This window comes from Serratia sp. Ae19-1, assembly GCF_059801225.1.
On record NZ_JBCHWD010000003.1, the window covers coordinates 154,853 to 180,303 of the forward strand.

The window sequence follows — 25,451 nt, forward strand, 5'->3', positions numbered from 1 at the left end:
TATTAGCCTGACGCAAGAATGCCATTTTTACGTTAAAAAGTGCCAGAACGACATATCGGCAGCGCATCGTAAAACTTTAATGCTTTTTTATTTCTTTTTTGTCGCCGCTTTAATTATCACGCAGAACTGTGAATTATTAAAATACCCCGCGCGCCCATCACTTCACTGCAATAAAATAAAACGCAGTTTTGTTTTTCTCCTCAAAACCCTCAGGCCAATGAGACGACGTTTCAGCGCGAGCGGCAACGCCAAAAGCCGGACAACGCCGTAGAGGTCTTGCTAAAAAAGGAAGAAATCCCCTTCCCAGGACGAAAACGCGCTACCGCGCCTCTATACGCCGCCGCAACCCTACGGTTTCATCCCCTCCCCGTGCAGCCTCACCTGAGACTTTCCCTAATTCTCCATTTATCAGCAGGATGAGATTGCTGACAGCGCACCGGCATATTATGATTTAGCAACGCTCCGCCTCAGGCGGCGTCTCAATTATTACCCAGTGCAATTTATCTACTTGAAATGATTTTTGTCAGGTCGTACATCGCTGCCTCGACGGCATCGCCGAGAGTCGCTGATGTGTTATTCACCCGGCTTTAACTATTAACAGGCTATATTTTAATCATGACCGATACGCTCGAATATCTGCTGACATTCCGTAAATGCTCCTCTTTGGACAGCCTGGAGAAGGTGTACGACAAACTGAACTACTCCATTGAAAATGATACAGAAATGAGCAATATGTACCGCGCTGCAGACCACCGTCGCGCCGAACTGGTTGCAGGTAAATTGTTCGATCTGGGCAAGGTGCCGAAAACGCTGTGGGCGCAGGTGCTTTAATTCAGTGGAATTACGTGCGGCAACGGTTTTATCTTTTATTGCTATATAACCGGGCAAACTCAGCTTTTATTGCCGCGCGTGATGCGAAACACATTTATTACGCCCGCCAGGTTCTACCCTTTATCCGAGCGCAGCATTTTCTCTAAGGCCACCGACGCGGCAGCCTGAAACACGACGGATACAACAAAGGAGTGGGATATGGGGTATCAAAACGTTCTGGTCACCGTCGCCGTCGCGCCTGACAGTCACCGCCTGGTGGAAAAGGCCGTCTCCATCGTCCGCCCCTATGGCGGCAACATCACGCTGCTCAGCACCCTCGCCAATCCGGAAATGTACAATAACTTCGCCGGGCCGATGCTCGGCGATTTGCGCACGCTGATGGAGGAAGAAACCCGGTTGTTTATGGAGGAACTGCGCCAACGCGCGGATTATCCGATCGCCGATACGCTGATCGTACACGGCGAGCTGGGCGACAGCCTGGCATTCGCCAGCCGCCGTCGGCCGTTCGACCTGCTGCTCTGCGGCAATCATCGCGACGGCATGATGAACAAAGTCTCCTGTTCCGCCGCCCGCTTCATCAACATCAGCCATATCGACGTGTTGATCGTGCCGCTCTAACGCTAAGCACATTCGGTAACGTTGCCTTGCCGCCCCTGGACTAGGCTTAACCAACCTGTCTGTCGCAACGCAAAGGAGCTTTCGATGTCCCCTTCTCAACAGAACCGTCGCTTCCTGCTGGCCTCGCGCCCGCACGGGGAACCGACGGCGGCAAACTTCCGTCTCGACACGGTTACCACGCCGCAACCCGGCGTCGGCCAGCTGTTGCTGCGCACCGTTTATCTGTCATTGGATCCTTATATGCGCGGCCGCATGAGCGATGCCCCCTCCTATGCGCCGCCGGTGGAGATCGGCCAGGTGATGGTCGGCGGAACGGTATCGCGCGTGGCCTCCTCACAGCATCCCGATTTCAAGGTCGGCGATTGGGTGTTGGGCTATGACGGTTGGCAGGATTACGCGCTGTCCGACGGCAGCGGCCTGCGCAATCTCGGCCCGCACCTGGCGCACCCTTCCCGCCTGCTCGGCGTGCTGGGTATGCCGGGCTTCACCGCTTATATGGGATTACTCGACATCGGCCAACCCCAGGCGGGCGAAACGCTGGTGGTAGCCGCCGCCAGCGGTGCGGTCGGCTCGGTGGTCGGCCAAATCGGCAAGCTGAAAGGCTGCCGCGTGGTCGGCGTTGCCGGCGGCGCGGAAAAATGCCGCTATGTGGTGGAAGAATTGGGTTTTGACGCCTGTATCGATCACCGCGCCCCCGACTTTGCCGAGCAGCTGGCCGCCGCCTGCCCACAGGGTATCGACATCTATTATGAAAACGTCGGCGGCGCGGTATTCGACGCCGTGCTACCGCTGTTGAACACCAAAGCGCGCATTCCGGTCTGCGGCATCATCGCCCATTACAATGCCACCGGATTACCCGCCGGGCCGGACCGTTTGCCGCTGCTGGAGGGGCTGATTCTGCGTAAACGCATCCGCATGCAGGGCTTTATCATCTTCGATGACTACGGCTCACGCTTTGATGAATTCCTGCAACAGATGAGCGGTTGGGTCGAGCAGGGGAAAATCAAGTTCCGCGAGGACATCGTCGACGGACTGGAGCAGGCGCCCCAGGCGTTTATCGGTCTGCTGCAAGGCAAAAACTTCGGCAAACTGGTGATTCGCGTCGCCGACGAATAACCCGCAGCTGGGCGTGGTGCGCCACGCCCCCTTCTTTAATGTACGGCACCGTCGCCGAATCGCACATCTTCCTCAACCGTCAACGTAACCTCTACGATAGTGCGCACGGCCTCAACCATCGTCGCCAACGCCATGCTCGGCTTGCCCGGATGCGCCGCCGCCAGCTCATGACTGTACGGGATATGCACGAACCCGGCGCTGACCGCCGGGCAATGCGTCTGCAGATAGTGGCGCAAACCGTAAAAAATATGGTTGCAGTTATAGGTGCCCGCCGTGTAAGAAACCGCCGCCGGGATCCCCTGCCGGCGCAGTTGCTGTACCGCAGCCTTGACGGGCAACGTGCTGAAGTAGCCCACCGGGCCGCCGGCGACCACCGGCACATCAATCGGCTGTTTGCCGGCATTATCGGGGATGCGGGCATCGATCAGATTGATGGCCACCCGCTCCAGGGATATTTCGGCCCGGCCGCCGGCCAGGCCCAGACAGATCACCGCCAGCGGCTGCAATTCCTCAATCGCCGCGATTAGCCGCTGATTGGCTTCACCCAGCACGCAAGGCAATTCGCGCACCACGATCTCCGCGCCGCCGCTTCGCTCACCGGCCAACGCCTGCGCGACCTGCCAGGAAGGATTTACCGCATCGCCATCGAACGGCTCAATGCCGGTTACCAACACTTTGTTCATCATTTCCCCTGCTTGAAGGCTAAATTCGTGTGCTACCAGCCTAGTGAACGCAGTATGATTCTGGAAATGGATTATCTATATATAGAGTATTCATAAAATGAATTTAGCCAACGTCGATCTCAACTTGCTGGTGGTGTTTGAAGCGTTGTATCAGACGCGTAACGTTACCGCCGCAGGCCGGCGCCTTAACCGCGCTCAACCCTCCGTCAGCAATGCGCTGGCGCGGCTGCGCATTCTGCTGAACGATCCGCTGTTTGTTCGCGGCGGCGGCGGCATGGCGCCTACGCCGCGCGCCCACCAACTCATGCCGCAGATACAGCAGGTGCTTGAACAGATCCATCTTGCGTTAGCTCCCCCAACCCGTTTCGATCCGGCCACCGCCGGGCAACGGCGCTTTACGCTGGCCGCCGGCGACTATGCCGATATTTTGCTGCTGCCCGCCATCATCAGTCGGTTGCGTCAGGCGGCACCCGGTATCGATATTCGCGTTTCGCGCCTGGATCGCCGCAATATTTACCGGCAGTTGGAAAGCGGCGAGGTGGACATCGCGTTGGGAGGGCATCTTTCCGGCGCTGAAAGCCACTATGTGCACGCGCTGTTTGAAGAGCATCTGGTGTGTATCGCCAGCCGCACACATCCGCAGCTGGCTGACGGTCGTTGGGATCTGTCCCGCTACCTCAGCCTGCCGCACGGGCTGTACGCACCGGCAGACGACGGTTCCGCCAGAGGATTGGTCGACCGACGTCTGGCGGAAATCGGCGGCCAGCGGCGCGTCGCCGCAACCTTTTCACATATTGTCGCCCTGCCGGCCGTGGTTGCCGACAGCGATCTGATCGCCACCCTGGCCGCCAGCGTGGCCCGACGTTTTTCCGATCCGCAACGCGTACGCTTTCTCCCGCTGCCTGACGAGTTGGCCATCGCCCCTTTTCCCATTGAACTGATCGCCGGTCGGCAGGCACAACGCGACCCGGCCTTAATCTGGCTTTGCGATCTGATAGGCCAACTTCCCCTCGCCCCCCGCTCAGATTAACGGCGGCATTCGCTGCATTATCAACCGCTCAAATACACGCTCAAAGGCCCGTTGCGGTGCCTTTTTGCGCCCACCAAATAGGAATCATCCGAATTCACATTCAGTAAATTTATATATTTGATCATCTTTAACTAACGAATGGTAAGGATAAAAAACAATCAGTGACTTTTTTCACGAAAAAAAAGAGTTGTTTTATAAACACCTTGACTTAAGTGTTACACATTTACTTTATGGTATTACCAATTTCCCAATAATTTGAGATAAAAAATGATCTAGGTGTATCTATATGTTTTAGATAACAAAAAACAGGATCGTGAGCGAGTTAACGAATTGAGCATTGATCCACAAGGCTATTTTGCAAATGCGAAGCTCTATTGTAGACTGCACAAATCGTGCCTTTGTGTAAACTTTGTTAAATCTTTCGTCAGCCCCTGTCTCAATTCGTGACAGATACGCCATCGGGATCGCGCGTTCACTCTCGTGCGGTAGCTATGCCTAAACCCGGGGATAGTATGAATCGCCTTATCAATGCGCATACGCCTTTGTCCGCCCACCAGCCGTTGTTCAGCAGCCTTTTCGGTGCGGAAAAACTGGCCGGCGGTCGAGTTCGACGTCGAGCAACTCAGCTCTGACAACCGGGCATTTCACCGCGATAAAGTACGATCCGAAGCTCCCCAAAAAAGCGGTGCCCGAAGAGCGCTCGTGGCTTTGAGCAAAAAAACGGTCAAACAACGCGATCTGGTCTCTACGTTCTGAAAACGACTTGTCGTCTATCAGTTCGCTAAATCACCTTGCATAAGGAAGTGTCACGATGGGCGAGTTTATTGCCTTTTCGACGCAGGACAGCCTCTGGGGACAAATCCTGTTTACCCTCTTTGGTATCCTGGTTGGCTGCATCTTGCTCACCGCGATCGGCAAAACCTTTTTGTCGGCCGGCCGAGCAGCGGCGTTACCTGTGCGGCTGCTGATCTTTGTCGCACTGATGCTGGCGCTCCTGAAATACAACCAGCAAGTGATGTCGGCGGTGAATGCCCCCGCAGAGCTGATCGGATTCCTGATTCTGCCCGGTTTTTTGATGAGTTGTCTGGTTACGGCGACACCCGGCAGGCTGGCGTTGGCCATAGAGCTGGGCTGTTTTGCAGCGCTCGCCGCGCTGTTGATTCTGGGCACCGCCGACATCGGCTTTTTTGCACCTTACCATCTGGAGAGCGCCGGCCAGGTTATCGCCAAGGCGATCGCCGCGGCGTTATCCGTGGCCGCCGTGTTGCTGGTTCGCGGAATCAGCGGCAAGGACAACGCACTGCCCTCTTGATCATCCATTTCGAAGCGGGGCTCTCTCCGCGCATTAACGATCGGTTTTGAACGCCGCATCGTTTTCTTCATCTGTTGTGACATAGCCTGATATCTATTAAACCGAAAAACGGATTGTTTTTGAGCAAGCAGCCTGGCTGCCGGCTGATATCCACAGGAAGCTTTACACACACAATGAAAGTCGTGAAACCTCTGCGCCTCAGCGCACTTCATCGCCCCTTCTCTTGGCAAGGGCAAAATCATCTTGGCATTTCCGTTTTGGCCTTGGCCGACATGGGGGCCTCCCCGCGCCTGCGCCCCGAGCCGGAGCTGTGGCAACTGGCCGCCGAAGAGCTCACCTTGAGCGGCGGCGTGCTCGATTTAGCCATCCCGAAAGCCTGTGCGGAGTTTCTCGCCACCGGCAACGCCTACACCCATCATCAACAAGACAAAACCGCCTGCGCCGTGAAGATCCAGCTGGATTCGCTGGAAAAAACGTTGGTGGTTTTCGGCGATCGCCACTGGACCAACGATCGTCCCTCCACTCCCCTCCCTTTTGCAGAAATGCGTCTGGACTGGCGCCGGGCTTACGGCGGCACCCAGTTCGCCGATAATCCGCACGGCATCGGCGCCACTCCAGAAACATGTCCGCAAGGCCGTATCCATCGCCTGCCGAATGTCGAACCACTGCAGGGGCGCCTTACCTCTCCCCGGCAAAGCGCGCTACCGGCAAGCTTTGATGCGCTGGATATCACCTGGCCGCGCCGCTTCTCCCGCATCGGAAAAAACTACGACGCCGACTGGTTGAAAAACGGTTTTCCCGGTTTCGCCAACGACATCGACTGGCGCCTGTTCAACATGGCGGACAGCGATCAGCAGTTTCCTCAACGCGACAGCTTGCCTCCCCAGGCCGCCTACCGGATATGGAACATGCACCCGTCAGAGCCGGTGCAGCAAGGGCACTTGCCGCCGTGGCGCGCACGCTGCTTCATCAACCGGCTGCGCGCCGGCGAAGCGCATTTCGAAGAGATTGCCATGCGCCATACCACCGTCTGGTTCTTCCCCCATCGGGAGCAGATGCTGCTGATCTATCAGGGCAGCGCGCGCATCAATGAAGACGATGCCGCCGACGTAATGCAACTGATGCCGGCATTGGAAATCGAAGGAGAGCCCCGCGCCACCGAGCATTATCGGCAGGTGTTGGCCCAGCGACTGGATAAAGAACAGGGAGCCCTGCGCGCTTTTCGTGAGCAGGAGTTGCTGCCGGAAACCTGCATCGGCGCCTGGCTGGATACCGAAACACCGACGCAGCAAAGCCCGGTAGCGCAAAATATCGCCGCCTACGAGCACCATCAACGCGAAGATCACCGCCAGCGCCTGCTGCATGAGGGGCAGGACATCGATGAACTGTTCCCGCTGCCATCGCAAGAGGTGCCGCCGACGCTGGATCAACTCGCCGAATTCGTCGAGCGACTGGAAAGCCAGGCCGAAGCTCAGTATCAGGACATGCTCAAACAGGCACAAGATAACGGTATCGACCCGCTCAATCCTAGCGGAGAGCACATGCCGCCATCCGGTGTGGAAAGCTACCAGCATCAGCGCGATCTGCTGTTTCAGCAGGGGCGTCAATATCCCGACGCATTTAGCGACAAGCAGTTGGGGGAAAGCGAGCGTGCGCTGCACCAGATGTATTTAATGTCGGCACAGGCGCAAAGCCCGGCGCTACGTTTAAGCGGCGATCTGGCGCAGATCATTCGCCAACGCGTCGCCGCCGCCATGCTGCGCGATAAAGATCTCAGCGGTCTTGATCTAACCGGCGCCGATCTGTCCGGCATGGACCTCTGCCAGGCTAACTTGCGCGGCGCACTGCTGGAAAACGCCAATCTGCGCCAAACCCGGCTGGTGGGCTGCGATCTTCGCGAGGCGATGCTGGCGCGCGCCGATCTCAGCGGCGCCGTCTTGCAACAGGCCAATCTGAGCCACGCCTCCCTGGCCCTGGCGAAATGCGATGCGACGGATTTCGGCGGCGCGCAGCTGCACGAAACCCAGATTCAGCAAACCTTGTTTCAACGCTGCGACTTCACGATGGCATCATTACGCGATTTGCTGGGGTATGAAACCTTGCTCGGGCAGTGTGATTTCAGCCGCGCCACGCTGGCCAACATCACGCTGATGGAACTGCAGCTGGAGCAGTTGACATTCAGCCACGCCCGGCTCGACAAAGTCAGCTTCGTCAAATGCCGGCTGCTGGCGGTGAACTTCAGTCAGGCACGGCTGGAAAACTGCACCTGGGTTGACACCGAGACGCAAAGCCTCAGCTTCCGCGCCGCACGCCTCACCGCCTGCGCCTTCGCAGCAAAAACACTGTTGCCGCAGGCGGATTTCAGCGATGCGACGCTAACCCGGTGCAATTTACGCCAGATGCCGTTGCAACGGGCTAATTTCAGCCGTGCGCGCCTCAATAATTGCGACCTGTCGGAAACCCGATTGAACGAGGCCGATTTTCGCCAGGCCAACGGCAGCGGCAGCCTGTTCATCCGCAGCGATCTGTCCCAGGCCACCCTGCGCGACGCCAATTTCATTGCGGCGATCCTGCAGAAATGCCTGCTGTCAGGCGCCGACCTGCAGGGCACCAATCTGTTCCGAGCCGATTTGTCGCAGTCGCAAGTGGATCAGGCGACCCGGCTCGACGGTGCCTATACCGCCCGGGTGAAAACATTGCCTCGCCACAACGGGAAGGAAGTATGACCTCAAAGTCTGAGCAGATACGCCAGCGCGTGAAACGCGGCGAGCTGATTGCCGGTGAGGATTTGCACGGTCTGTCATTCGCCGGTATGGATTTGGCCGGCGGTATGTTTAACCAGTTGGACCTGAGCGGTGCGAACTTCTCCGATTGCGATCTGCGCGACAGCGTGTTCAGCGATTGCCGGCTCGACCATGCTCAGTTTGCGCGAGCGGACCTGAAGCAAACCGCCTTCAATCAGTGCGCCATGTCGGCCAGCCGCTTCGGCGAGAGCCATATCGAGCTGACGATGTTCAACGATTGCCGGCTTGAACAGGGCGACTTTAGCCGGCTGTCGCTCAGCCAAAGCCACTGGATGTCATGCCAATTGGCCGGCGCGAATTTTTCCGCCACTCAGCACGATCGCACCACCTTTTACGAAAGCCCGCTCAATGGCGCGAGTTTGGAGCATGCGCGGCTCTCTCTTGTCACTTTCTTTAGACTAAATCTCTGTGAAACAGGGTTTGAAGGTGCAGATTTCGACCGCGTCACGTTTTTCGAATGCGACCATCGCGGCAAAAGTTACGCCGGGCAGCGCCTGATCGCCTGCCAGTTTACCGATAACCAATTGGACGACGTCGACTTCAGCCAGGCGACGCTGCGCCAGAGCAACTTCAAGGGCGCTTCGCTGCGGCGCGCCAACCTGACGGGCGTGCAGGCGCAGCAATCGCTGTGGCTGGAGGCCAACCTGACCCAGGCTCACTGCCGCAGCGGGCAGTTCGATCAGGCGATTTTCAGCGAAGCGACGCTGGACGCCGCCAACTTCAGCCAGGCGCGCCTGTATCAGTGCGTGTTCCAGCATAGCCGCGCGGCGCGCTGCGACTTCAGCGACAGCGACCTGACCTACGCCGATTTCTGTTATGCCGACATCGGCGCCGCCGATTTCCGACGTGCGCGCTTTATGCGCACCCGCATGCACCGCGCCCCCCAGCAGCAAACGCGCTGGGGCGATCGCAGCGGCATTCTCGAGCGCGACGACGAGCTGTACGCCGCCGAAACCTGGAGCGCGCAGCGCCAGAGCCGCATTTGACCGTATTGACCACTTCACGAGGGGATCACCATGAGCGTTGCCAACTCTACTCGCGCCGTCAACATCGCGCCGCCCCGGCAGGCCGCCGGCCAGGTCGTCAATCTGCTGCCGGACGGCAGCCTGGTGGTGGAATGTGAAGGCCGCGGCTGGCATTGCCGCCGGGCGGCGAGCTGCCTGCTGACGCCGGCCCTCGGCGATAACGTGCTGGTCGCCGGCTGCGGCCACCAGCTGTGGGCGATCGCCGTCCTCGAGCGCGCGGAGCCGCAGAACGCGGCGCGGCTTTGCGTCGAAGGTGATCTGCACATTGAAACGCCGAGCGGCTCGCTGTCGCTGCACAGCGCGCAGGCGCTGCAACTGCGTGGCGACGCCATGACGCTGCAGGCCAACAGCGGCGATTGCCACGTCGACAAAATGAAATACAGCGGCGAAGAGCTGTCGGCCTTCGTCAGCATCAGCCGCCTGGTCGGCAAACGCTGCGAGTCGCTGTGGCATTCGGTCAGCCAGATCAGCCACTCGCTGTTTCGCAAAGTGCGCCAGACCGAACATGTGCGCGCCGGGCAGCTGGATTATCAGGCTGAAGATTACGCCCGCATTCATGCCCGCAACACGCTGATTACCTCGAAAGACATCACCAAGCTGGATTCGGAACAAATCCACGTCGGATAACCTTGCGGAGGCCTTCTATGTTTGCCAACAGCCAAATGATCGGCGTAGACCTGGCGTTTCCCGACGTCTGCCTGACGCCAAGCCCGGCGCCGGTGCCCGTGCCCTACCCGGATATCGCCCTGGCGCCGACCGCCATTCCGAACGCCTTCAATATTCTGTTCGTCGGCACTCCGGCGCACAACATGGCGACGGTGACGCCGCTGACCAACGGCGACAACCCCGGCGTGGCCACCGGCGTGGCTTCCGGTACGGTGATGGGGCCATCCCGCCACCTGACCGGCGCCTTTACCGTGCTGCTTAAAGGCACCCCGGCCACTCGGCTGACCAGCCTCAGCCTGCAGAATTCCACCAACGCGCTCGGCATGCGCATCGTGCCGAGCCAATTAAAAGTGTTGCTGCTTGCGCCCTGATGACGGCGCCCTATTACACAGCCATTCAATCAAGAAAATGAGGATATTGTGAAAACACGGATTACCCTGACGCTGCTGACCGCCCTGACGCTTGCCGGTTGTTCCACCCCGCCACCGCCACCGCCGGCGCTCAATAACGACGCAATTGTCAGCAGTGAAGTCAATGGCGTCACGCTGCAGCACCGCGCCGCGGTGAGCGCGCCGAAACAGTTCAAGCCGATCGGTGAGGAGTACCGTAGCCTGTACGCCGCCAGCATCATGAGCAGCCCGAATTATACCGGTACCGCCGTCGGCAGCCTGGACAACGCCGCCGCGTTCTATGCGCTGGGCGAAGTGGAAAACAACTGGCTGGCGATCTCCGCCATCCGCGGTGGCGATCTGGTGGGCTATATCCAGGCCAACGCCGGCGTGCCGGAAGCGCGCTACAAGTCGACGCTGCGCAAAGATCTGCCGCGCCGCGCGCGAGCTGCCAAACAGGACTGCGTCAAAGTCGGCGGCGACAGCAAGGCGTGTAAAAACGCCGGCTCAGCCACCTGGATCCTCCAGTAGTCAGCACGCCTGCGGGCGACGAGATTCCCATGATGACGACCCCTATCGCTTCCCGCTGGTGCGGGATGCTGTTTCTGCTGCTGGGCGCGCTGGCGCTCGGCGGTTGCATGTCTTCAGCCAAAAGCGTGCCGTCGCGCTACAGCCTGATCTTCGACGCTGACCGCCAGGTCAACGCCGCCGCCGGCGCGCAACCGGCGCCGATTAAAATTCGCGTGCTGCTGCTGCGTTCGGATGCGGAATTCATGGATGCCGACTTTTTCAGTCTGCAAAACGACGCCAAAAGCGTGCTCGGCAACAGCCTGCTGGACAGCGATCAGTTCTTCCTGACGCCTGGCCAGACCGGCAAAAAGCTCAGCGGGCAAAGCACATTGGACGCACGTTACCTCGGCGTGATCGCCGAATATCAAAATCTGGACGGCAAGAGCTGGCGCATTTCGCTGCCGCTGCCGGAACCCACCGAAACCAATTTCTACAAGGTATGGCAATTCTCGCCGGATGAGCTGGAAGCGCATATCGTCGCGGGCGTGAATGGCCTGCGCCCCGTAAAAAAGACCGACTGACCCACCGCTGCGCGGAAGCGAAGTCACTATAGGTGTGATGATGAAAGATGCTCATAAGGTTGTCTGGACCGAGGGAATGTTTTTACGCCCTCACCATTTCCAGCAGGCGGAAAACTATCTCGAAGGCTATATGCGCAACTGGGGCCAGGCCCACAGCGGCTGTTTCTGGGGATTCCTCACCCTGGATCTGGACCAAACGCTGCTGCGCCAGGGCAAGATCGCGCTCAACGCCGCCAGCGGCATCATGCCGGACGGCACGCCGTTCCGCTTCTCCGGCGCCCAGCAGGCGCCCGCGCCGCTGACCATCGCCGAAAACCAGACCGGCGAAAACGTGGTGCTGGCCCTGCCGACCTACCGCGCGGGGCGTGAAGACGTGATCTTTCAGGAAAGCCCCGAAGCGCTGGCGCGCTATCTGGCTTACGAGAACGAGGTCGACGATCTCAATGCCGTGTCCGTGGGCAGCGCGGCGCTGCAGTTCGGCCGTCTGCGCCTGCGGCTGATGCTGGAGAGCGAGCTCAATGCCGAATGGACGGCGCTCGGCGTCACCCGCGTGCTGGAAAAACGCGGCGACAACAGCCTGCGTCTCGATACCGCGCAGATCCCACCCATGCTGAACTGCCAGGGCAACCCGGTATTGAAGACCTTCATCAACGATCTGCAGGGCCTGCTGCAACAGCGCAGCCAGCAGATGAGCCAACGCCTGTTGCAACCGGGCCGCGGCGGCAGTTCCGAAATGGTGGATTTCATGCTGCTGCAGCTGATCAACCGTCATCTCGGCCAGGTGAGCCACGCCTACCACCTCGACCATCTGCACCCGGAGCGTCTGTTCGCCGATTGGCTGCAGTTCGCCACCGAACTCGCCAGCTTCTCGGCGCAGCGCACTCCGGAAGGCCGCCTGCCGGTGTATGACCACGACAACCTGGCGCTGTGCTTCGGCAAGCTGATGCTGTTGTTGCGTCAGGGGCTGTCGGTGGTGCTGGAAGACAACGCCATTCAGCTGACGCTGGTCGAGCGCTCCCACGGGCTGAACGTCGCCACCGTGCAGGACGCCAAAATGATGCGCGATTTCGGCTTCGTGCTGGCGGTGCGCGCCGACGTGGCCGCCGAGGTGTTGCTGACCCACTTCCCGGCGCAGATGAAGATCGCCCCGGTCACGCGCATCCGCGATCTGGTCCAGCTGCAGCTGCCGGGTATCGGTTTGCGCACCATGCCCGCCGCGCCGCGTCAGATCCCCTATCACGCCGGCTACACCTACTTCGAGCTGGAAAAAGGCGGCGACCTGTGGAAACAGATGGAAAAATCCAGCGCCTTCGCTCTGCACCTGGCCGGCGAATTCCCGGGGCTGGACATGGAATTTTGGGCGATTCGCAGCCATACGGACCGGTAATCTATGACTCAGGAAAATAGCATGGCGTCGGCGGCCAATCCGCTGGTGGACGCCGCCAACCCGCTGCTGAACGCCATTTCGCAGATCCGCCAGTCGGCCACGCACGCCAACCCGGCGCAGCTGCGCCAACAGCTGATCGACGAAGTGCGCCGCTTCGAGATCCGCGGCCAACGCGCCAATCTGCCGTACGAGGTGATCATCGGTGCGCGTTATTGCCTGTGCACCGCGCTGGATGAAGCGGCGGCGCTGACGCCCTGGGGCAGCAACAGCGTATGGTCCGGCAGCGGGTTGCTGGTGACCTTCCATAACGAAACCTGGGGCGGCGAGAAGTTCTTCCAGCTGCTGGCCAAGCTGTCGCAGAGCCCGCGTGAGCACATCAACCTGCTGGAGCTGATCAATTATTGCCTGCTGCTGGGTTTTGAAGGCCGCTACCGGGTAATGGAAAACGGCCGTTCGCAGTTGGAGACCATGAAGCAGCGCTTGCTGCAGCTGATTCGGTCGGTGCGCGGCGGCTACGCTCCGCCGCTGTCGCCTCATGCCTTGGATCTGCCGGTGCAGCAGAAACGGTGGCGCCCGCTGGTGCCGCTGTGGGCCTGCGTGGCGCTGACCGGTTTCCTGGCTTCGCTGCTGTTTATCGCCCTCAACTGGCGGCTGGGCGACAACACCAGCCCGGTGCTGGCGGCGATCTACCAAACCAATCTGCCGCAGGTGGCGATCGGCAACCCGGCGCCGGCCGCGCCGCCGACGCTGAGCCTGAAAAGTTTCCTGCGTAAAGAGATCGCCGAAGGGCTGGTGGTGGTGCGCGACGAAGCGCAGCAAAGCGTGGTGATCCTGAAAGGCGACGGGTTGTTCGACTCCGCCGCCACCACGGTGCGCGCCAACTATATTCCGGTCATCGACCGTATCGCCGCCGCCATGAACGGCGTCAGCGGCAAGATCCTGGTCACCGGCTACAGCGACAACGTGCCGATCCGCAGCGCCCGCTTCGCCTCCAACTGGGAACTGTCGCTGGCGCGCGCCGAAGCGGTCAGCGCCCGCTTGCAAAAGCGCCTCGCCAACCCGCAGCGGGTCAAGGCCGAGGGCCGCGGCGAAAGCAACCCCGTTGCGCCGAACGATAACAAAGTGAACCGCGCGTTGAACCGCCGGGTAGAAATTACGCTGTTGGTCGCCCCGGAAAACACCCAGGCGGAAATCAACGGCTTGCCGCAAGGAACCGGAAAGTAATGCTCAGTACGTTATTCTCCATCATCACCAGCCGCCTGCTGTGGGGCTTTGTCGGCATCACCGCGCTGGCGTTCATCATCTGGATGATCGGCCCGCTGGTGGCCATCGGTGACTATCGCCCGCTGGAACCGGAACTCAACCGCCAGATCGCCATCGGCGTTATCTACCTGATCTGGTTCCTGTGCCGCCTGATCCCACGCCTTTACAGCGCCTGGTTCAACAGCCGCCTGCTGAGCAACCTGCGCGCCGCCGAAGCGGCGCCGGCGGAAGACGGCAAGCCCGAGATCAAACAGGACGAACAGCTGGCGCAGCGTTTCGACGAAGCGGCACAGCTGCTGAAAAAGGCGCGTTTCGCACCGGGCCAGGGCGACGGCAAACATCGCTGGATGACCCGCTTCAGCCGCCAATACCTGTACCAGCTGCCGTGGTATGTGATCATCGGCGCGCCCGGCGCTGGCAAGACCACCGCGCTGGTCAACTCCGGCCTGCACTTCCCGCTGGCCGACCGCTTCGGCAAATCCGCGCTGCGCGGCGTGGGCGGGACCCGCAACTGCGACTGGTGGTTTACCAACGACGCGGTGCTGCTCGATACCGCCGGCCGCTACACCACGCAGGAAAGCCAGCGTGAAGAAGACGCCGGCGAATGGCAAAGCTTCGTCGCGCTGCTGAAAAAATACCGCACCCGCCAGCCGATCAACGGCGTGATGGTGACCATCAGCGTCGCCGATCTGCTGAGCGACAGCGCCGAAGCGCGCGCCGCGCAGGCCAGCGCGCTGCGTAAGCGCCTGATCGAACTGCACGAGCAGCTGGGCATTCACTTCCCGGTCTATGTGCTGGTCACCAAAACCGACCTGCTCAACGGCTTTATGGCCTATTTCGGCAGCTTCGACAAAGCGCAGCGCGACCAGATCTGGGGGTTCACCTTCCCTTACGAGCGCTCGCGGCAGCCGGACTTCAATCTGAACGCCGCCTTCGAACAGCAATACGCCCTGCTGCAACAGCGGCTGGACGCGGCGCTGCCGGATACGCTGCTGATGGAGCACGACGCGCGCCAGCGCGCCGAAAGCTACCTGTTCCCGCAGGAGTTCGCCGCGCTGCGCCCGCTGCTCGGCCAATATCTGGAACAGGTGTTCGCCACCTCCAGTTTTGAAACCCGCTTTACCCCGCGCGGCATCTATTTCACCAGCGGCACCCAGGAAGGTCTGCCGTTCGACCGGGTGATGGGCGAACTGAACCGCTATTTGCAGCTGCCGACGGCAAACTCAGGGGCACAGGCCAACGCGGCCTGGGACAGCGTGGGCCACGAGGCGCCGATCCCGGCGGCCAAAGGCCAGAGCTTCTTCCTGAAAGAGACGCTGGAATCGGTAGTCTTCCAGGAATCCGGGCTGGCGGGCAGCAACCGCTGGTGGGAATACCGCAATCGCGCCCTGCACTGGGCGGGTTACATCGCGCTGGCGGTGATCCTGGCGGTGCTGGCGATGTTCTGGTTCACCAGCTACGGCAACAACAAAGCCTATCTGGCGGAAGTGGCCGCCAAGGTGCCCGGCGTCGAGCGCCAGGGGCAAAGCCTGACGCAATTGGGCAACGGCGACATGTTCTCACTGCTGCCGTTCCTCAACAGTCTGCAGCACCTGCCGGAGAGCCAAAACTTTGCGCTGGACGATCCGCCGTTCACCTACCGCATGGGATTGTACCGCGGCGATCAGGTCGGCGACGCCGGCAATGCGCTGTACCAAAAAGCGCTGAAAGAACTGCTGCTGCCGCAGGTGGCACAACAGATCGCCACCACGCTGCGCAACGACAACCACGGCGACGCGGACTTCAGCTACGAAGCGCTGAAGGCCTACCAGATGCTGTATCTGCCGAAGCACTACGACGGCAAGTTCCTGCGCGCCTGGGTGATGCTCAACCTGCAGCGCAACCTGCCGCAGGGCAGCACCCAAAAACAGCTGCAGCAGATCGAATGGCATCTGAGCCAGCTGCTGGACACGCAGATCCAGGCCTCGCCTTACGCCAAAGACGAACAGCTGGTGGCGCAGGCGCAGGCCGCGCTCAATCGGGCGCCGCTGTCGCAGCGCGTCTATGGCCGCCTCAAGCGCCTGTTGCTGAAACAGACCGACATCAAACCGGTCAGCCTGGTCGATTTGGCCGGCCCGCAGACCGAACTGGCGTTCAGCCGCAAAAGCGGCAAACCGGTGACTGACGGCGTACCGGGTCTGTTCACCTCACAAGGGTATTGGAAGGCGTTCAACGACAACATCGATCCGGTGACCGACACCCTGCGCAAAGAAGACGTCTGGGTGTTGAACAGCCAGACGCCGGAGCAGAAAAGCGCCGATCTGACCAAAACCATCCGCCAGCTGTACATGCAGGACTTCATCAGCGCCTGGGATGAGCTGTTGGGGGATATCCAGTTGGCCAACATCGGCAACCTGACTCAGCGCATCAGCAGCGCGCGTCTGCTGTCCGGCAACCCGTCGCCGATGCGCAACCTGCTGGTCAACGTCAGCAAAAACGTCACCTTGCACGACGAGAAAAACGACGCCGATTCCCGCTCGCTGCTGGCCAAAACCGAAGACAAGCTGAACCAAAACGCCAACCGCACGCTGGAAGCGCTGTTCACCAACCGGCCGGCCAACGCCGACGGCGACGTCTCCGCCCAGCCGGAACAGCTGGTGATGGCGCACTTCGCGCCGTTGCTCGAACTGGCGCAAAGCCAGGGCGAAGGCAACAAGGCGATCCCTTTCGACAGCGTGCTGAAACAGGTCGATGAGCTGTACAGTTACCTGACGGCGGTGCAGGGCGCGGCCAACAGCGGCATGTCGGCGCCGCCGAGCGACATCATCCCGCGCCTGCAGGCCGAGTCCGGCCGCTTGCCGGTGCCGTTCAAGCAGATGCTGCTGTCGCTGGCCATCGGCGCCAGCAGCGACACCCAGCGCAAAGAGATGGAGAACGTGAAAAAGCGCATCAGCTTCGAAGTCGGCAGCTTCTGCCGCCAGGCGATCGCCGGGCGTTATCCGTTGGTGGCCCGGGCGCGCCAGGAAGTGACGCCGGACGACCTGGCGCGCATGTTCGCGCCGAACAGCGGGCTGATGGACAGCTTCTTCCGCGACAATCTGCAGGGCAAGGTCGACACCACCCGCGCCAACTGGCGTTTCACGCCCGGCGTGGACGGCAAGACACTGCCCGGCGGCGAAGGCATCCTGCGGTCGTTCCAGCAGGCGCAGCGCATCCGCGACGCGTTCTTCGCCAACGGCACCGCGACACCCTCTTACCGCGTCACCGTGCGGCCGGTGCGGATGGATAACGACATCCTCAACCTGACGCTGGATATCGACGGGCAGCTGTTCAAATACAGCCACGGCCCACAGGTGCCGCTGGTGGTCAGCTGGCCGGGCACCCGCAATACCAATCAGGTGCATCTGCAGCTGGCGCTGGCCAACGGCACCACTGCCAGTCTGGTGACCAGCGGGCCGTGGGCGCTCAACCGTTTGGTGGATATGGCGCAATCTTCGGGTACCGCCGGCCTCGGCCGTCAGGCAACCTTCAATCTCGACGGCCATCGCGTCACGCTGGAGTTCACGCCCAACAGCATCCGCAATCCGTTCCAACTGCCGGCCTTCTCGTGCCCGTAGCCCCGAAAGGACATGACCATGAGCACTGATTCAAGCGCCCCGGCGAGCATCGGCTGGTATGGCAAACTGCCCTCCGCCGGCGACTTCCTGCAACGCCGCCTGCCCGATCCGGTGGTTAACCACTGGGCCCACTGGTTCCATAACGGGCTGGTGAACTTGCAGCGCGAGGCGCAGGGGCCGAACGGCCATCCGTTCAGCAACGCGCCGGTGTGGAACTTCGTGATCCCCGCCACGCTCGGCAGCCAGTACGTGCAGATGGGCTGTCTGCTGCCGGCGCGCGACCGCGTCGGGCGCCGCTATCCGATCTGCGCGCTGCGTCTGTTCAGCCAGCAGGATTGGCGCCCGCAACAGCTGAATATGGCGGCGGGCTGGTACCAGCAGCTCGGCCATACCCTGCTGAACGGCGTACGCAACGGCTTTTCCGCCGAACAGATCGACCGCACGTTGCAGGCGATCCCGGCGCTGCCCAGCCCGCCGGCCGAAGCGGACTCCGAAATATTGTCGATCATCGGTTTTCAGCATCCGGACGTGCCGGGCCTCGGCTGGCAACAGGCCGCCGACTGTTTCGACCCGGCGCAGTACACCAGCTTCTGGTGGACCAATCAGGCCGACGGGCACCCGCTCTACACCCACGTGCACAGCGGCAACCTCACCGTGCAGCTGTTTTCGTTGCTGTTCGAGCCCAACGGTTGGGCGCGCCCCGGCCGCGGCGGCCAGTACCCGCAAATGTTTGATTAACATCGTTCGTTGAAGGAAATTCTATGGCTATCGATACCGATACCCTGCTGGCCCCGGTTGACGCGGACAATCCCTGCGGCGACAACCTGGAATACGACGCCGACTTTCTGGCGATGGCGCGCGCCGCCACCGGCAAGGCCGAACAGCAGTTCGGCAGTACCATCATTCCGGAAGAGGCGCCGGATTGGGTGCAGGTCGAGCGTCTCTCGACCTCGCTGCTGGCGCGCACCAAAGACCTGCGCGTCATGCTGTACCTCACCCGCGCCTGGACCCAGCTGCGCGGCTTGCCGGGCTACGCCGACGGGCTGACGCTGATCAACCAGGCGATACTCCGTTACTGGGACAGCCTGCAGCCGGCATTGGAGTTCGACGGCGAGGCCGATCCGCTGTTTCGCATCAACGCGCTGGCCGACCTTGGCGACAAAGCCGCGCTGGCCGCCAGCGTGCGCGCCGCGCCGCTGCTGAAAAGCGCCGCCGGTGAAATCTCGCTGCGCGACGCCGGCGCCCTGCTCGACGGCAGCAAGCAAGAGTGCCCCAACTTCCCCGGCGGCCGCGCGCGGCTGCAGGATGAGCTGGCGCAACAGGATCGCCCCGAAGGCGCGCTGGTGACGCACATCGCCAACACCCTGAGCGCCATTCGCAGCGAAGTGACCCGCCATCTGGGGGAAAGCGCGCTGCCTGAAATGAGCGCGTTGACCAAGGTGTTTTCTCTGGTGGCGCTCGCCGGCCAAAGCGACGCCCCGGCCGCCACCGAACCAGACGCCGCGCCGCAAGCCGCCGCCGAGCCGCAACCGGCCGCGGTGCAAAGCGCCACGGCGCCGCTCAACTGGCGCAGCGCACAGATCCAGTCGCGCGACGACGCCCAGCTGATGCTGGACAAGGTGAAAAATTATTTTCGTCTTCATGAGCCGAGCCACCCGGCGCCGCTGATGATCGATCGGGTCCAGCGGCTGATTACGCTGGACTTTATGCAAATCGTCCGCGATTTGGCGCCCGATGGGCTTAACCAACTGGAGACCATTCTCGGTCGCCCCGACCACGAGGAGAACAGCTAGCCATCGACTTTTGTTCTCTTGACGACACCCGATACCGTCTGCCGCCTGCGCAGACCCGAATCAGAACCTGACTCTCCCAGCCGGACGAGGCGCGTTCCCAATCGCCATTAGATGGAGTAAATCATGTCAAACTCGAAATCCCGCAGCGGGCAGAAATTCATCGCCCGCAACCGCGCGCCGCGCGTACAGATTGAATACGATGTCGAAATTTATGGCGCAGAGCGCAAAATCCAGCTGCCGTTCGTGATGGGCGTGATGGCGGATCTGGTGGGGAAAGCGGTCGATCCGCAAGCCAGCGTGGAGGAACGCAAGTTCATGGAAATCGATGTCGACAACTTCGACGAGCGCATGAAATCGCTGAAGCCGCGCGTCGCTTATCAGGTCGACAACACCCTGACCGGCGAAGGCAAACTGAACATCGATCTGACCTTCGAAAGCATGGAAGACTTCTCCCCTGCCGCTATCGCCCGCAAGGTCGACTCGCTGGGCAATCTGCTGGACGCCCGCACCCAGCTTTCCAACCTGCTGTCCTATATGGACGGTAAAAACGGCGCCGAGGAGCTGATCTCCAAGATCCTGCAAAACCCGGCCTTGCTGCACTCCTTGACCGACGCGCCAAAGCCGGCGGTTAACGACGACAACAACGAGCGTGAGGATTAATCGATGAGCAACTCGCCTCAGCAACAAAATGCGTTGCAAACCACCGAGACTTTTTCCAGCGACGAATTCAGCGCGCTGCTGAACAAAGAGTTCCGGCCGAAGACCGATCAGGCTAAAGAAGCGGTCGAGAACGCGGTGAAAACCCTGGCGCAACAGGCGCTGGAAAACACCGTCACCGTCTCTTCCGACGCCTACCGCACCATTCAGGCGCTGATCGCGGAAATCGACGAAAAGCTGTCGCAACAGATCAACCAGATCATTCACCACGACGACTTCCAAAAGCTGGAAGGCGCCTGGCATGGCCTGCACTACCTGGTCAACAACTCCGAAACCGACGAGATGCTGAAGATTCGCTTCATGAGCATTTCCAAGCAGGAGCTGGGCCGCACGCTGAAGCGTTATAAAGGCGTGGGCTGGGACCAAAGCCCGATCTTCAAGAAAGTCTACGAAGAAGAATATGGCCAGTTCGGCGGCGAGCCGTTCGGCTGCCTGGTGGGCGACTACTACTTCGATCACAGCCCGCAGGATGTGGAGCTGCTGGGTGAAATGGCCAAGATCGGCGCCGCCTCGCACTGCCCGTTCATCGCCGGCACCGCGCCAAGCGTGATGCAGATGGAGTCCTGGCAGGAGCTCTCCAACCCGCGCGATCTGACCAAGATCTTCCAGAACACCGAGTACGCCGCCTGGCGCAGCCTGCGCGAATCGGAAGACGCGCGTTATCTGGGCCTGGTGATGCCGCGCTTCCTGGCGCGCCTGCCGTACGGTATCCGCACCAACCCGGTGGACGAGTTTGACTTCGAAGAAGAGACCGACGGCGCGACCCACGGCAACTACACCTGGACCAACGCCGCCTACGCCATGGCCGCCAACATCAACCGTTCGTTCAAAGAGTTCGGCTGGTGCACCGCCATTCGCGGGGTGGAATCCGGCGGCGCGGTGGAAAACCTGCCGTGCCACACTTTCCCGAGCGACGACGGCGGCGTGGACATGAAGTGCCCGACCGAGATCGCCATCAGCGATCGCCGCGAAGCCGAGCTGGCCAAGAACGGCTTTATGCCGCTGGTGCACCGCAAAAACTCCGACTTCGCCGCCTTTATCGGCGCGCAGTCGCTGCAGAAGCCGGCGGAATATTACGATGCCGACGCCTCCGCCAACGCCCAGCTTTCCGCGCGCCTGCCGTACCTGTTCGCCTGCTGTCGTTTCGCGCACTACCTGAAATGCATCGTGCGCGACAAAATTGGCTCCTTCCGCGAACGCGACGACATGGAGCGCTGGCTGAACGACTGGATCATGAACTACGTGGACGGCGATCCGGCCAACTCCTCGCAGGAAACCAAGTCGCGCAAACCGCTGGCCGCAGCGGAAGTGCAGGTGGAAGAGATCGAAGACAATCCGGGCTACTACAGCGCCAAGTTCTTCCTGCGCCCGCACTACCAGTTGGAAGGCCTGACCGTCTCCCTGCGCCTGGTGTCGAAACTGCCTTCACTGAAGCAAAACGACGCGTCCTGATGGACTGAAGTCAGGCCGCGATAGCGCGGCCTGATAAATAAAACATGGAGGTAAATCATGGGAACAAGACCCCGTTTTCTGGCTGCCTGGACTGCAGCTAAAAATATTTACGACCCAAACGATCCTCTGGGAAAAGTTAAAAATACGATTGGCGGTGCCGTAAAACGAAACTTTGAGATACCCGTCGAATCAGGTGGCTGGGAAAACAGCTGTGCCGTAAGGATGAGTTACGTGCTCAATTACACAGGCCATCCGGTTCCCAGAATAGGTCAGTTAACCGTCTCAGGCGCAGATAAAAAATGGTACTTTTTCCGCGTGCGGGATTTGATTCCCTACCTGACTAAAACGTGGGGAAAACCTGACATGGTTGTTAATTACCCTCAATTACCTGTTACGCAACTGGCCAACAAAAAAGGATTAATACTTTTTGAAGTATCAGGTTGGGGAAACGCGGGCGGGCACGTCACTTTCTGGAACGGAACCAGTTGTTCAGATCATTGCTATTTCAATGAGCCCGGAACCAATTACTCTACTCCGCGAGCCAATTTTTGGGAGTTGCCATGAACAAGTTAATCACAATCGGATTGGCAACTACCCTGTTGGGGCTCTCGCAGTCATCGCTCGCCAAGGACATTCAAGATCCGGTGGCATTTATCAAACAGATGCCTTATCACCAGGTCGTAAAAGAACTGGCATTGTCACGCTGCCTGGCACAGGTCTCCGATTCGGATAAAGCATTCTCTCTTGATGCAGCCAGAACGGCGAATGCGATGAGAGAGTGGATGCCATTCGATATCGAATCAGGTGATGAGAAAATCAATGTTCTCATCGACAAATATAAATCCAGAATCAATGAGTTTCACAGCGAAACTAAAGACAAGAGTCAAGGTGTCACCTTAAACTGCCTGCGGTTGTACCATAGCCCTGAATTGGACAAGCTTTCCCGACAGCTCATAGCAGGCAACCCAGATCGCACGTGGAATCAAGATAACGCGAAATAATTAAGCATTGAGCCATTATCATTTTAATAATGGCTCGGTAACCCGTACCGACAGTTTTCGGTATTTAAGAAGGTGCATGGCACAAGGATATAAATTGGTAATGCATTACCACACTTGCAATTCCTGCTGCTATTACCTGAGTTTTTCAACGTAACGTTAATACTACTGTTAACCCTTAATAAAGAGTGAAGAAACTATGGCTATTGATATGTTCCTGAAAGTTGAAGGTGCCAGCGGCGAATCTAAAGATTCGAATCACAAAGGCTGGACCGACATCACTTCTTTCTCCTGGGGCGCTTCTCAACCGGGCAATATGGGCGTTGGCGGCGGCGGTGGCGCCGGCAAAGTGTGCTTCAACGATCTGCACGTCAACGCGCTGGTCGACAAGTCAACCCCGGCGCTGCTGAAGCACTGCTCCAGCGGTAAACACCTGACCAAGGTTGAGTTGTCTGTCTGCAAGGCGGGCGGTACTCAGGTTGAGTACGTCAAAATCACCCTGGACGACGTGCTGGTCACCGCCGTGCAGTACACCGGTGCAGGTGGCGAAGACACCGTAGGCATCACCTACTCCTTCCAGGCGGCGAAAGTGAAACAGCAGTACTGGGAGCAGAGCGACAAAGGCGGCAAAGGCGCCGAAAGCAGCGCAGGTTGGAACATCAAGGAAAACCGCGAAGCTTAATCTTCCCGCACAGATGCCCCTGATTAGGGGCATCTATCAACAGAGGACGTTATCATGAGTCGCCCTTCATTCCAGCAAGCGTGGCAACGATTTAGCGAAATCAACGTAGATATTACTGATGTTGGCCAAAAGATCGGTGGAAATGTAGGTCTTAACATTGAGCTTGGCGTCAATGACCCATTGCAAGGATTCACCAATGCCTGCGCAATACGCATGAGTTACACGCTCAATTATTCTGGTTTTAAAGTTGAACGAGGAGCATGGAAGACCGTTTCAGGCAAAGATAAAAATTGGTACATTTATCGTGTCAGAGATATTATTAACTTCTTGAATTATAAGTTCGGCAAACCTGATAAAACGATAAAAAACCCTACCCCCAGTGATTTTTCAAAAGACAAAGGGATATTGGTTTTCACTGTTCCAGGATGGAATGATGCCAGCGGACACGCAACATTATGGAACGGTACAACCTGCTCAGATCATTGTTACTTTCCAAAATCCAGCGAGGCATCTATATGGTTACTAAAATAAAATCCCTGTGTGTTGCAAGCATGCTATTTTTGGGATGTATTCAATCGGCCCAAGCCAAAGAAAGCTATACCCCCGAAGAGTACCTCAAAAACTATGCGCTCAGCGTTTGCATCGCCGAGGGGTACTCAGCAAAAGAAGTCAAAAACGATGCCGCCGCCGCCGCTCGGGGTTACATGGAATTCGGCGATTACTCTCTGGAGGCGCATACCGCCGTCAGGGCGCTGGCAAAAGAATTTCTGGCAAAGCCCTATGACAGCATGTCTGGGGAGCCGATGACGATGGCCAAGTGCATCGATCTTGTACATAGCCAAGCGTTGCAAGCCATCATCAAGAAATACCAAGGGAAAGGCGACAGCTGATAATAAATACGCATCCTTACATATAATAAATGTTAGTTTAGAAAAATAGGAAAGGAATCCTGATGCAATACAAAACAAAAGCAGATCTGGATAGATCTATCGATGAATTAAAAAAACTATCAAGGACGTTTTCACGGCAGTATCTCTACACCAACGAATCAAGAGCTAATTTCGCACTGGAAATAGACCAGCTTATTCAGTTTGCACAAAGGGATATCAGTATATACTGCACATCCTACTTTGGGGCAATCAGGGACATTGAAGACGAGACTAATCATCTTAAACGCCAAGCTTTTGCTATCGACGCAGGAAGAAACACGCTCTATATATCAATAGAAAAAAAGAAGAGTAACAATACCACCAACCTTATTTTGAAGCAGATAGGTTTTGTCGGTGGCGGAACACAAATATTCGCCGGAGTCGGTACTTGTGCAGCGACTCTCGGTATGGCGTGTGGCGGTTTTGGCTTACCGCTGATTGCTCAAGGTACGAACAATATTTATGAAAACGGTTACTATTTACTTTTCCGAAAAGATAAATCAGGCAGTGTAAGAAATGCCTATCGATATACTGCGAAAGCACTAGGATATAGTCAGGATGCTGCGGATACAATTTATGGCACTGTAGACCTTAGCCTATCTGGATATGGAATGATCAGGAAAACATTAAAACCAGATGCCTGGAGATTATATAGGAATATCAATAGCGACTTTATTCGTGGTTGGCAAGAGATGGGGCGAACAGGTTTGACGATTGAGGTTATATCAGATTTAACAACCGGCAGCGGGATGTACGAACTCATAAAGGACAACCAAAGAAAATGACTCCAGACGTCACGCTATCAACTTACTCATATGGATTCTTATTCTCCTACTTTTCACTGTCACTCATAATTTTAGTGGCATTATATTACTTAAAAAAAACATCGGCACGCAAACACAATTATCCATTGTTTGTTTTCAACTGTCTCATTGTGGTTGTTATGGGTGTCATACAGCTCTCAATTTTTGCATACGGAAATGATTTTCTTAATCTTTTCTACCCAATAGGCAACGATAACTATGACTCTATTCACTACGGCAGTTTGATGTTCACCTTTATCTACTTA

25 protein-coding genes are annotated in these 25,451 nt (G+C 58.5%); 24 read left to right on the plus strand and 1 reads right to left on the minus strand.

What is annotated here, in order from left to right:
• Positions 1 to 615: 615 nt before the first annotated feature.
• The 3 genes from ydgT to curA all read left to right on the plus strand — a co-directional run bounded on the left by ydgT (position 616) and on the right by curA (position 2,565).
• Positions 616 to 831 (plus strand): transcription modulator YdgT, encoded by a 216-nt coding sequence (gene ydgT, locus AAIE04_RS10910; RefSeq protein WP_004934895.1) that lies wholly within the window; start codon positions 616 to 618, stop codon positions 829 to 831.
• A gap of 198 nt (positions 832 to 1,029) precedes the next feature.
• On the plus strand, positions 1,030 to 1,449 hold the full coding sequence (gene uspC / locus AAIE04_RS10915; protein WP_019452973.1) for a universal stress protein UspC: 420 nt from the start codon (positions 1,030 to 1,032) through the stop codon (positions 1,447 to 1,449).
• A gap of 84 nt (positions 1,450 to 1,533) precedes the next feature.
• Positions 1,534 to 2,565 (plus strand): NADPH-dependent curcumin/dihydrocurcumin reductase, encoded by a 1,032-nt coding sequence (gene curA / locus AAIE04_RS10920; RefSeq protein WP_498056289.1) that lies wholly within the window; start codon positions 1,534 to 1,536, stop codon positions 2,563 to 2,565.
• Between the two features lie 35 nt (positions 2,566 to 2,600).
• Here the strand turns inward: curA and pcp are convergent, their stop codons facing one another.
• Positions 2,601 to 3,248, minus strand: coding sequence for a pyroglutamyl-peptidase I (pcp, locus tag AAIE04_RS10925; protein ID WP_198636699.1), 648 nt, complete (start codon positions 3,246 to 3,248; stop codon positions 2,601 to 2,603).
• A gap of 97 nt (positions 3,249 to 3,345) precedes the next feature.
• On the opposite strand from pcp, the gene AAIE04_RS10930 reads away from it, so the two are divergent.
• From AAIE04_RS10930 to AAIE04_RS11030, 21 genes are all read left to right on the plus strand, one after another.
• The gene (locus AAIE04_RS10930; protein WP_498576919.1) at positions 3,346 to 4,278 is read left to right on the plus strand and encodes a LysR family transcriptional regulator; all 933 of its coding nucleotides are present in this window, start codon (positions 3,346 to 3,348) and stop codon (positions 4,276 to 4,278) included.
• A gap of 811 nt (positions 4,279 to 5,089) precedes the next feature.
• On the plus strand, positions 5,090 to 5,590 hold the full coding sequence (locus tag AAIE04_RS10935; RefSeq protein ID WP_498576920.1) for a hypothetical protein: 501 nt from the start codon (positions 5,090 to 5,092) through the stop codon (positions 5,588 to 5,590).
• A gap of 173 nt (positions 5,591 to 5,763) precedes the next feature.
• Entirely contained in the window at positions 5,764 to 8,316 is a 2,553-nt protein-coding gene (locus tag AAIE04_RS10940; protein WP_498576921.1) for a DUF2169 family type VI secretion system accessory protein, read from the plus strand.
• Positions 8,313 to 9,380 carry a pentapeptide repeat-containing protein gene (locus AAIE04_RS10945; RefSeq protein ID WP_498576922.1) on the plus strand — a complete coding sequence of 356 codons (1,068 nt, stop codon included), beginning with the start codon at positions 8,313 to 8,315 and terminating at the stop codon, positions 9,378 to 9,380. The genes AAIE04_RS10940 and AAIE04_RS10945 overlap by 4 nt, the downstream gene beginning before the upstream one ends.
• A 30-nt stretch (positions 9,381 to 9,410) precedes the next feature.
• On the plus strand, positions 9,411 to 10,046 hold the full coding sequence (locus tag AAIE04_RS10950; protein ID WP_498576923.1) for a DUF3540 domain-containing protein: 636 nt from the start codon (positions 9,411 to 9,413) through the stop codon (positions 10,044 to 10,046).
• 17 nt (positions 10,047 to 10,063) lie between these two features.
• Positions 10,064 to 10,456 (plus strand): DUF4150 domain-containing protein, encoded by a 393-nt coding sequence (locus AAIE04_RS10955; RefSeq protein WP_004934933.1) that lies wholly within the window; start codon positions 10,064 to 10,066, stop codon positions 10,454 to 10,456.
• A gap of 48 nt (positions 10,457 to 10,504) precedes the next feature.
• Complete coding sequence (gene tagV, locus AAIE04_RS10960; protein ID WP_019452982.1) at positions 10,505 to 11,005, plus strand: type VI secretion system accessory protein TagV; 501 nt, start codon at positions 10,505 to 10,507, stop codon at positions 11,003 to 11,005.
• A 29-nt stretch (positions 11,006 to 11,034) separates the two neighbouring features.
• Positions 11,035 to 11,565 (plus strand): type VI secretion system lipoprotein TssJ, encoded by a 531-nt coding sequence (gene tssJ / locus AAIE04_RS10965; protein WP_063918557.1) that lies wholly within the window; start codon positions 11,035 to 11,037, stop codon positions 11,563 to 11,565.
• Between the two features lie 40 nt (positions 11,566 to 11,605).
• Entirely contained in the window at positions 11,606 to 12,952 is a 1,347-nt protein-coding gene (tssK, locus tag AAIE04_RS10970; protein WP_025159842.1) for a type VI secretion system baseplate subunit TssK, read from the plus strand.
• 3 nt (positions 12,953 to 12,955) lie between these two features.
• Positions 12,956 to 14,176, plus strand: coding sequence for a DotU family type VI secretion system protein (locus AAIE04_RS10975; protein WP_025159843.1), 1,221 nt, complete (start codon positions 12,956 to 12,958; stop codon positions 14,174 to 14,176).
• A complete protein-coding gene (gene tssM, locus AAIE04_RS10980) occupies positions 14,176 to 17,811 on the plus strand; it encodes a type VI secretion system membrane subunit TssM (RefSeq protein ID WP_498576924.1) in 3,636 nt (1,211 codons plus the stop codon). The genes AAIE04_RS10975 and tssM overlap by 1 nt, the downstream gene beginning before the upstream one ends.
• 18 nt (positions 17,812 to 17,829) lie before the next feature.
• Positions 17,830 to 18,549 (plus strand): type VI secretion system-associated protein TagF, encoded by a 720-nt coding sequence (gene tagF / locus AAIE04_RS10985; RefSeq protein WP_154746405.1) that lies wholly within the window; start codon positions 17,830 to 17,832, stop codon positions 18,547 to 18,549.
• A 23-nt stretch (positions 18,550 to 18,572) separates the two neighbouring features.
• Entirely contained in the window at positions 18,573 to 19,604 is a 1,032-nt protein-coding gene (gene tssA / locus AAIE04_RS10990; RefSeq protein ID WP_498056295.1) for a type VI secretion system protein TssA, read from the plus strand.
• 123 nt (positions 19,605 to 19,727) lie between these two features.
• On the plus strand, positions 19,728 to 20,264 hold the full coding sequence (gene tssB / locus AAIE04_RS10995) for a type VI secretion system contractile sheath small subunit (RefSeq protein WP_019452989.1): 537 nt from the start codon (positions 19,728 to 19,730) through the stop codon (positions 20,262 to 20,264).
• A gap of 3 nt (positions 20,265 to 20,267) precedes the next feature.
• Complete coding sequence (gene tssC, locus AAIE04_RS11000; protein ID WP_019452990.1) at positions 20,268 to 21,773, plus strand: type VI secretion system contractile sheath large subunit; 1,506 nt, start codon at positions 20,268 to 20,270, stop codon at positions 21,771 to 21,773.
• Positions 21,774 to 21,830: 57 nt separating this feature from the next.
• Positions 21,831 to 22,337, plus strand: a complete 507-nt coding sequence (locus tag AAIE04_RS11005; RefSeq protein ID WP_498576925.1) for a type VI secretion system amidase effector protein Tae4 — start codon at positions 21,831 to 21,833, stop codon at positions 22,335 to 22,337.
• On the plus strand, positions 22,334 to 22,774 hold the full coding sequence (locus tag AAIE04_RS11010) for a T6SS amidase immunity protein Tai4 family protein (protein ID WP_033635027.1): 441 nt from the start codon (positions 22,334 to 22,336) through the stop codon (positions 22,772 to 22,774). Before AAIE04_RS11005 ends, AAIE04_RS11010 begins: the two co-directional genes overlap by 4 nt.
• Positions 22,775 to 22,970: 196 nt before the next feature.
• A complete protein-coding gene (locus tag AAIE04_RS11015; protein ID WP_019452993.1) occupies positions 22,971 to 23,453 on the plus strand; it encodes an Hcp family type VI secretion system effector in 483 nt (160 codons plus the stop codon).
• 51 nt (positions 23,454 to 23,504) lie between these two features.
• Positions 23,505 to 23,984 carry a type VI secretion system amidase effector protein Tae4 gene (locus tag AAIE04_RS11020; protein ID WP_171404734.1) on the plus strand — a complete coding sequence of 160 codons (480 nt, stop codon included), beginning with the start codon at positions 23,505 to 23,507 and terminating at the stop codon, positions 23,982 to 23,984.
• Positions 23,969 to 24,343 carry a T6SS amidase immunity protein Tai4 family protein gene (locus tag AAIE04_RS11025; protein ID WP_498056297.1) on the plus strand — a complete coding sequence of 125 codons (375 nt, stop codon included), beginning with the start codon at positions 23,969 to 23,971 and terminating at the stop codon, positions 24,341 to 24,343. Before AAIE04_RS11020 ends, AAIE04_RS11025 begins: the two co-directional genes overlap by 16 nt.
• A gap of 62 nt (positions 24,344 to 24,405) precedes the next feature.
• Positions 24,406 to 25,167 (plus strand): DUF4225 domain-containing protein, encoded by a 762-nt coding sequence (locus AAIE04_RS11030; RefSeq protein WP_498576926.1) that lies wholly within the window; start codon positions 24,406 to 24,408, stop codon positions 25,165 to 25,167.
• Positions 25,168 to 25,451 lie beyond the last annotated feature (284 nt).

Bases quoted from the DNA above. Each gene is read 5' to 3' on its own strand.
- ydgT (WP_004934895.1), top strand. From the start codon at position 616: ATGACCGATACGCTCGAATATCTGCTGACATTCCGTAAATGCTCCTCT.
- uspC (WP_019452973.1), top strand. From the start codon at position 1,030: ATGGGGTATCAAAACGTTCTGGTCACCGTCGCCGTCGCGCCTGACAGT.
- curA (WP_498056289.1), top strand. From the start codon at position 1,534: ATGTCCCCTTCTCAACAGAACCGTCGCTTCCTGCTGGCCTCGCGCCCG.
- pcp (WP_198636699.1), bottom strand. From the start codon at position 3,248: ATGAACAAAGTGTTGGTAACCGGCATTGAGCCGTTCGATGGCGATGCG.
- AAIE04_RS10930 (WP_498576919.1), top strand. From the start codon at position 3,346: ATGAATTTAGCCAACGTCGATCTCAACTTGCTGGTGGTGTTTGAAGCG.
- AAIE04_RS10935 (WP_498576920.1), top strand. From the start codon at position 5,090: ATGGGCGAGTTTATTGCCTTTTCGACGCAGGACAGCCTCTGGGGACAA.
- AAIE04_RS10940 (WP_498576921.1), top strand. From the start codon at position 5,764: ATGAAAGTCGTGAAACCTCTGCGCCTCAGCGCACTTCATCGCCCCTTC.
- AAIE04_RS10945 (WP_498576922.1), top strand. From the start codon at position 8,313: ATGACCTCAAAGTCTGAGCAGATACGCCAGCGCGTGAAACGCGGCGAG.
- AAIE04_RS10950 (WP_498576923.1), top strand. From the start codon at position 9,411: ATGAGCGTTGCCAACTCTACTCGCGCCGTCAACATCGCGCCGCCCCGG.
- AAIE04_RS10955 (WP_004934933.1), top strand. From the start codon at position 10,064: ATGTTTGCCAACAGCCAAATGATCGGCGTAGACCTGGCGTTTCCCGAC.
- tssJ (WP_063918557.1), top strand. From the start codon at position 11,035: ATGATGACGACCCCTATCGCTTCCCGCTGGTGCGGGATGCTGTTTCTG.
- tssK (WP_025159842.1), top strand. From the start codon at position 11,606: ATGAAAGATGCTCATAAGGTTGTCTGGACCGAGGGAATGTTTTTACGC.
- AAIE04_RS10975 (WP_025159843.1), top strand. From the start codon at position 12,956: ATGACTCAGGAAAATAGCATGGCGTCGGCGGCCAATCCGCTGGTGGAC.
- tssM (WP_498576924.1), top strand. From the start codon at position 14,176: ATGCTCAGTACGTTATTCTCCATCATCACCAGCCGCCTGCTGTGGGGC.
- tagF (WP_154746405.1), top strand. From the start codon at position 17,830: ATGAGCACTGATTCAAGCGCCCCGGCGAGCATCGGCTGGTATGGCAAA.
- tssA (WP_498056295.1), top strand. From the start codon at position 18,573: ATGGCTATCGATACCGATACCCTGCTGGCCCCGGTTGACGCGGACAAT.
- tssB (WP_019452989.1), top strand. From the start codon at position 19,728: ATGTCAAACTCGAAATCCCGCAGCGGGCAGAAATTCATCGCCCGCAAC.
- tssC (WP_019452990.1), top strand. From the start codon at position 20,268: ATGAGCAACTCGCCTCAGCAACAAAATGCGTTGCAAACCACCGAGACT.
- AAIE04_RS11005 (WP_498576925.1), top strand. From the start codon at position 21,831: ATGGGAACAAGACCCCGTTTTCTGGCTGCCTGGACTGCAGCTAAAAAT.
- AAIE04_RS11010 (WP_033635027.1), top strand. From the start codon at position 22,334: ATGAACAAGTTAATCACAATCGGATTGGCAACTACCCTGTTGGGGCTC.
- AAIE04_RS11015 (WP_019452993.1), top strand. From the start codon at position 22,971: ATGGCTATTGATATGTTCCTGAAAGTTGAAGGTGCCAGCGGCGAATCT.
- AAIE04_RS11025 (WP_498056297.1), top strand. From the start codon at position 23,969: ATGGTTACTAAAATAAAATCCCTGTGTGTTGCAAGCATGCTATTTTTG.
- AAIE04_RS11030 (WP_498576926.1), top strand. From the start codon at position 24,406: ATGCAATACAAAACAAAAGCAGATCTGGATAGATCTATCGATGAATTA.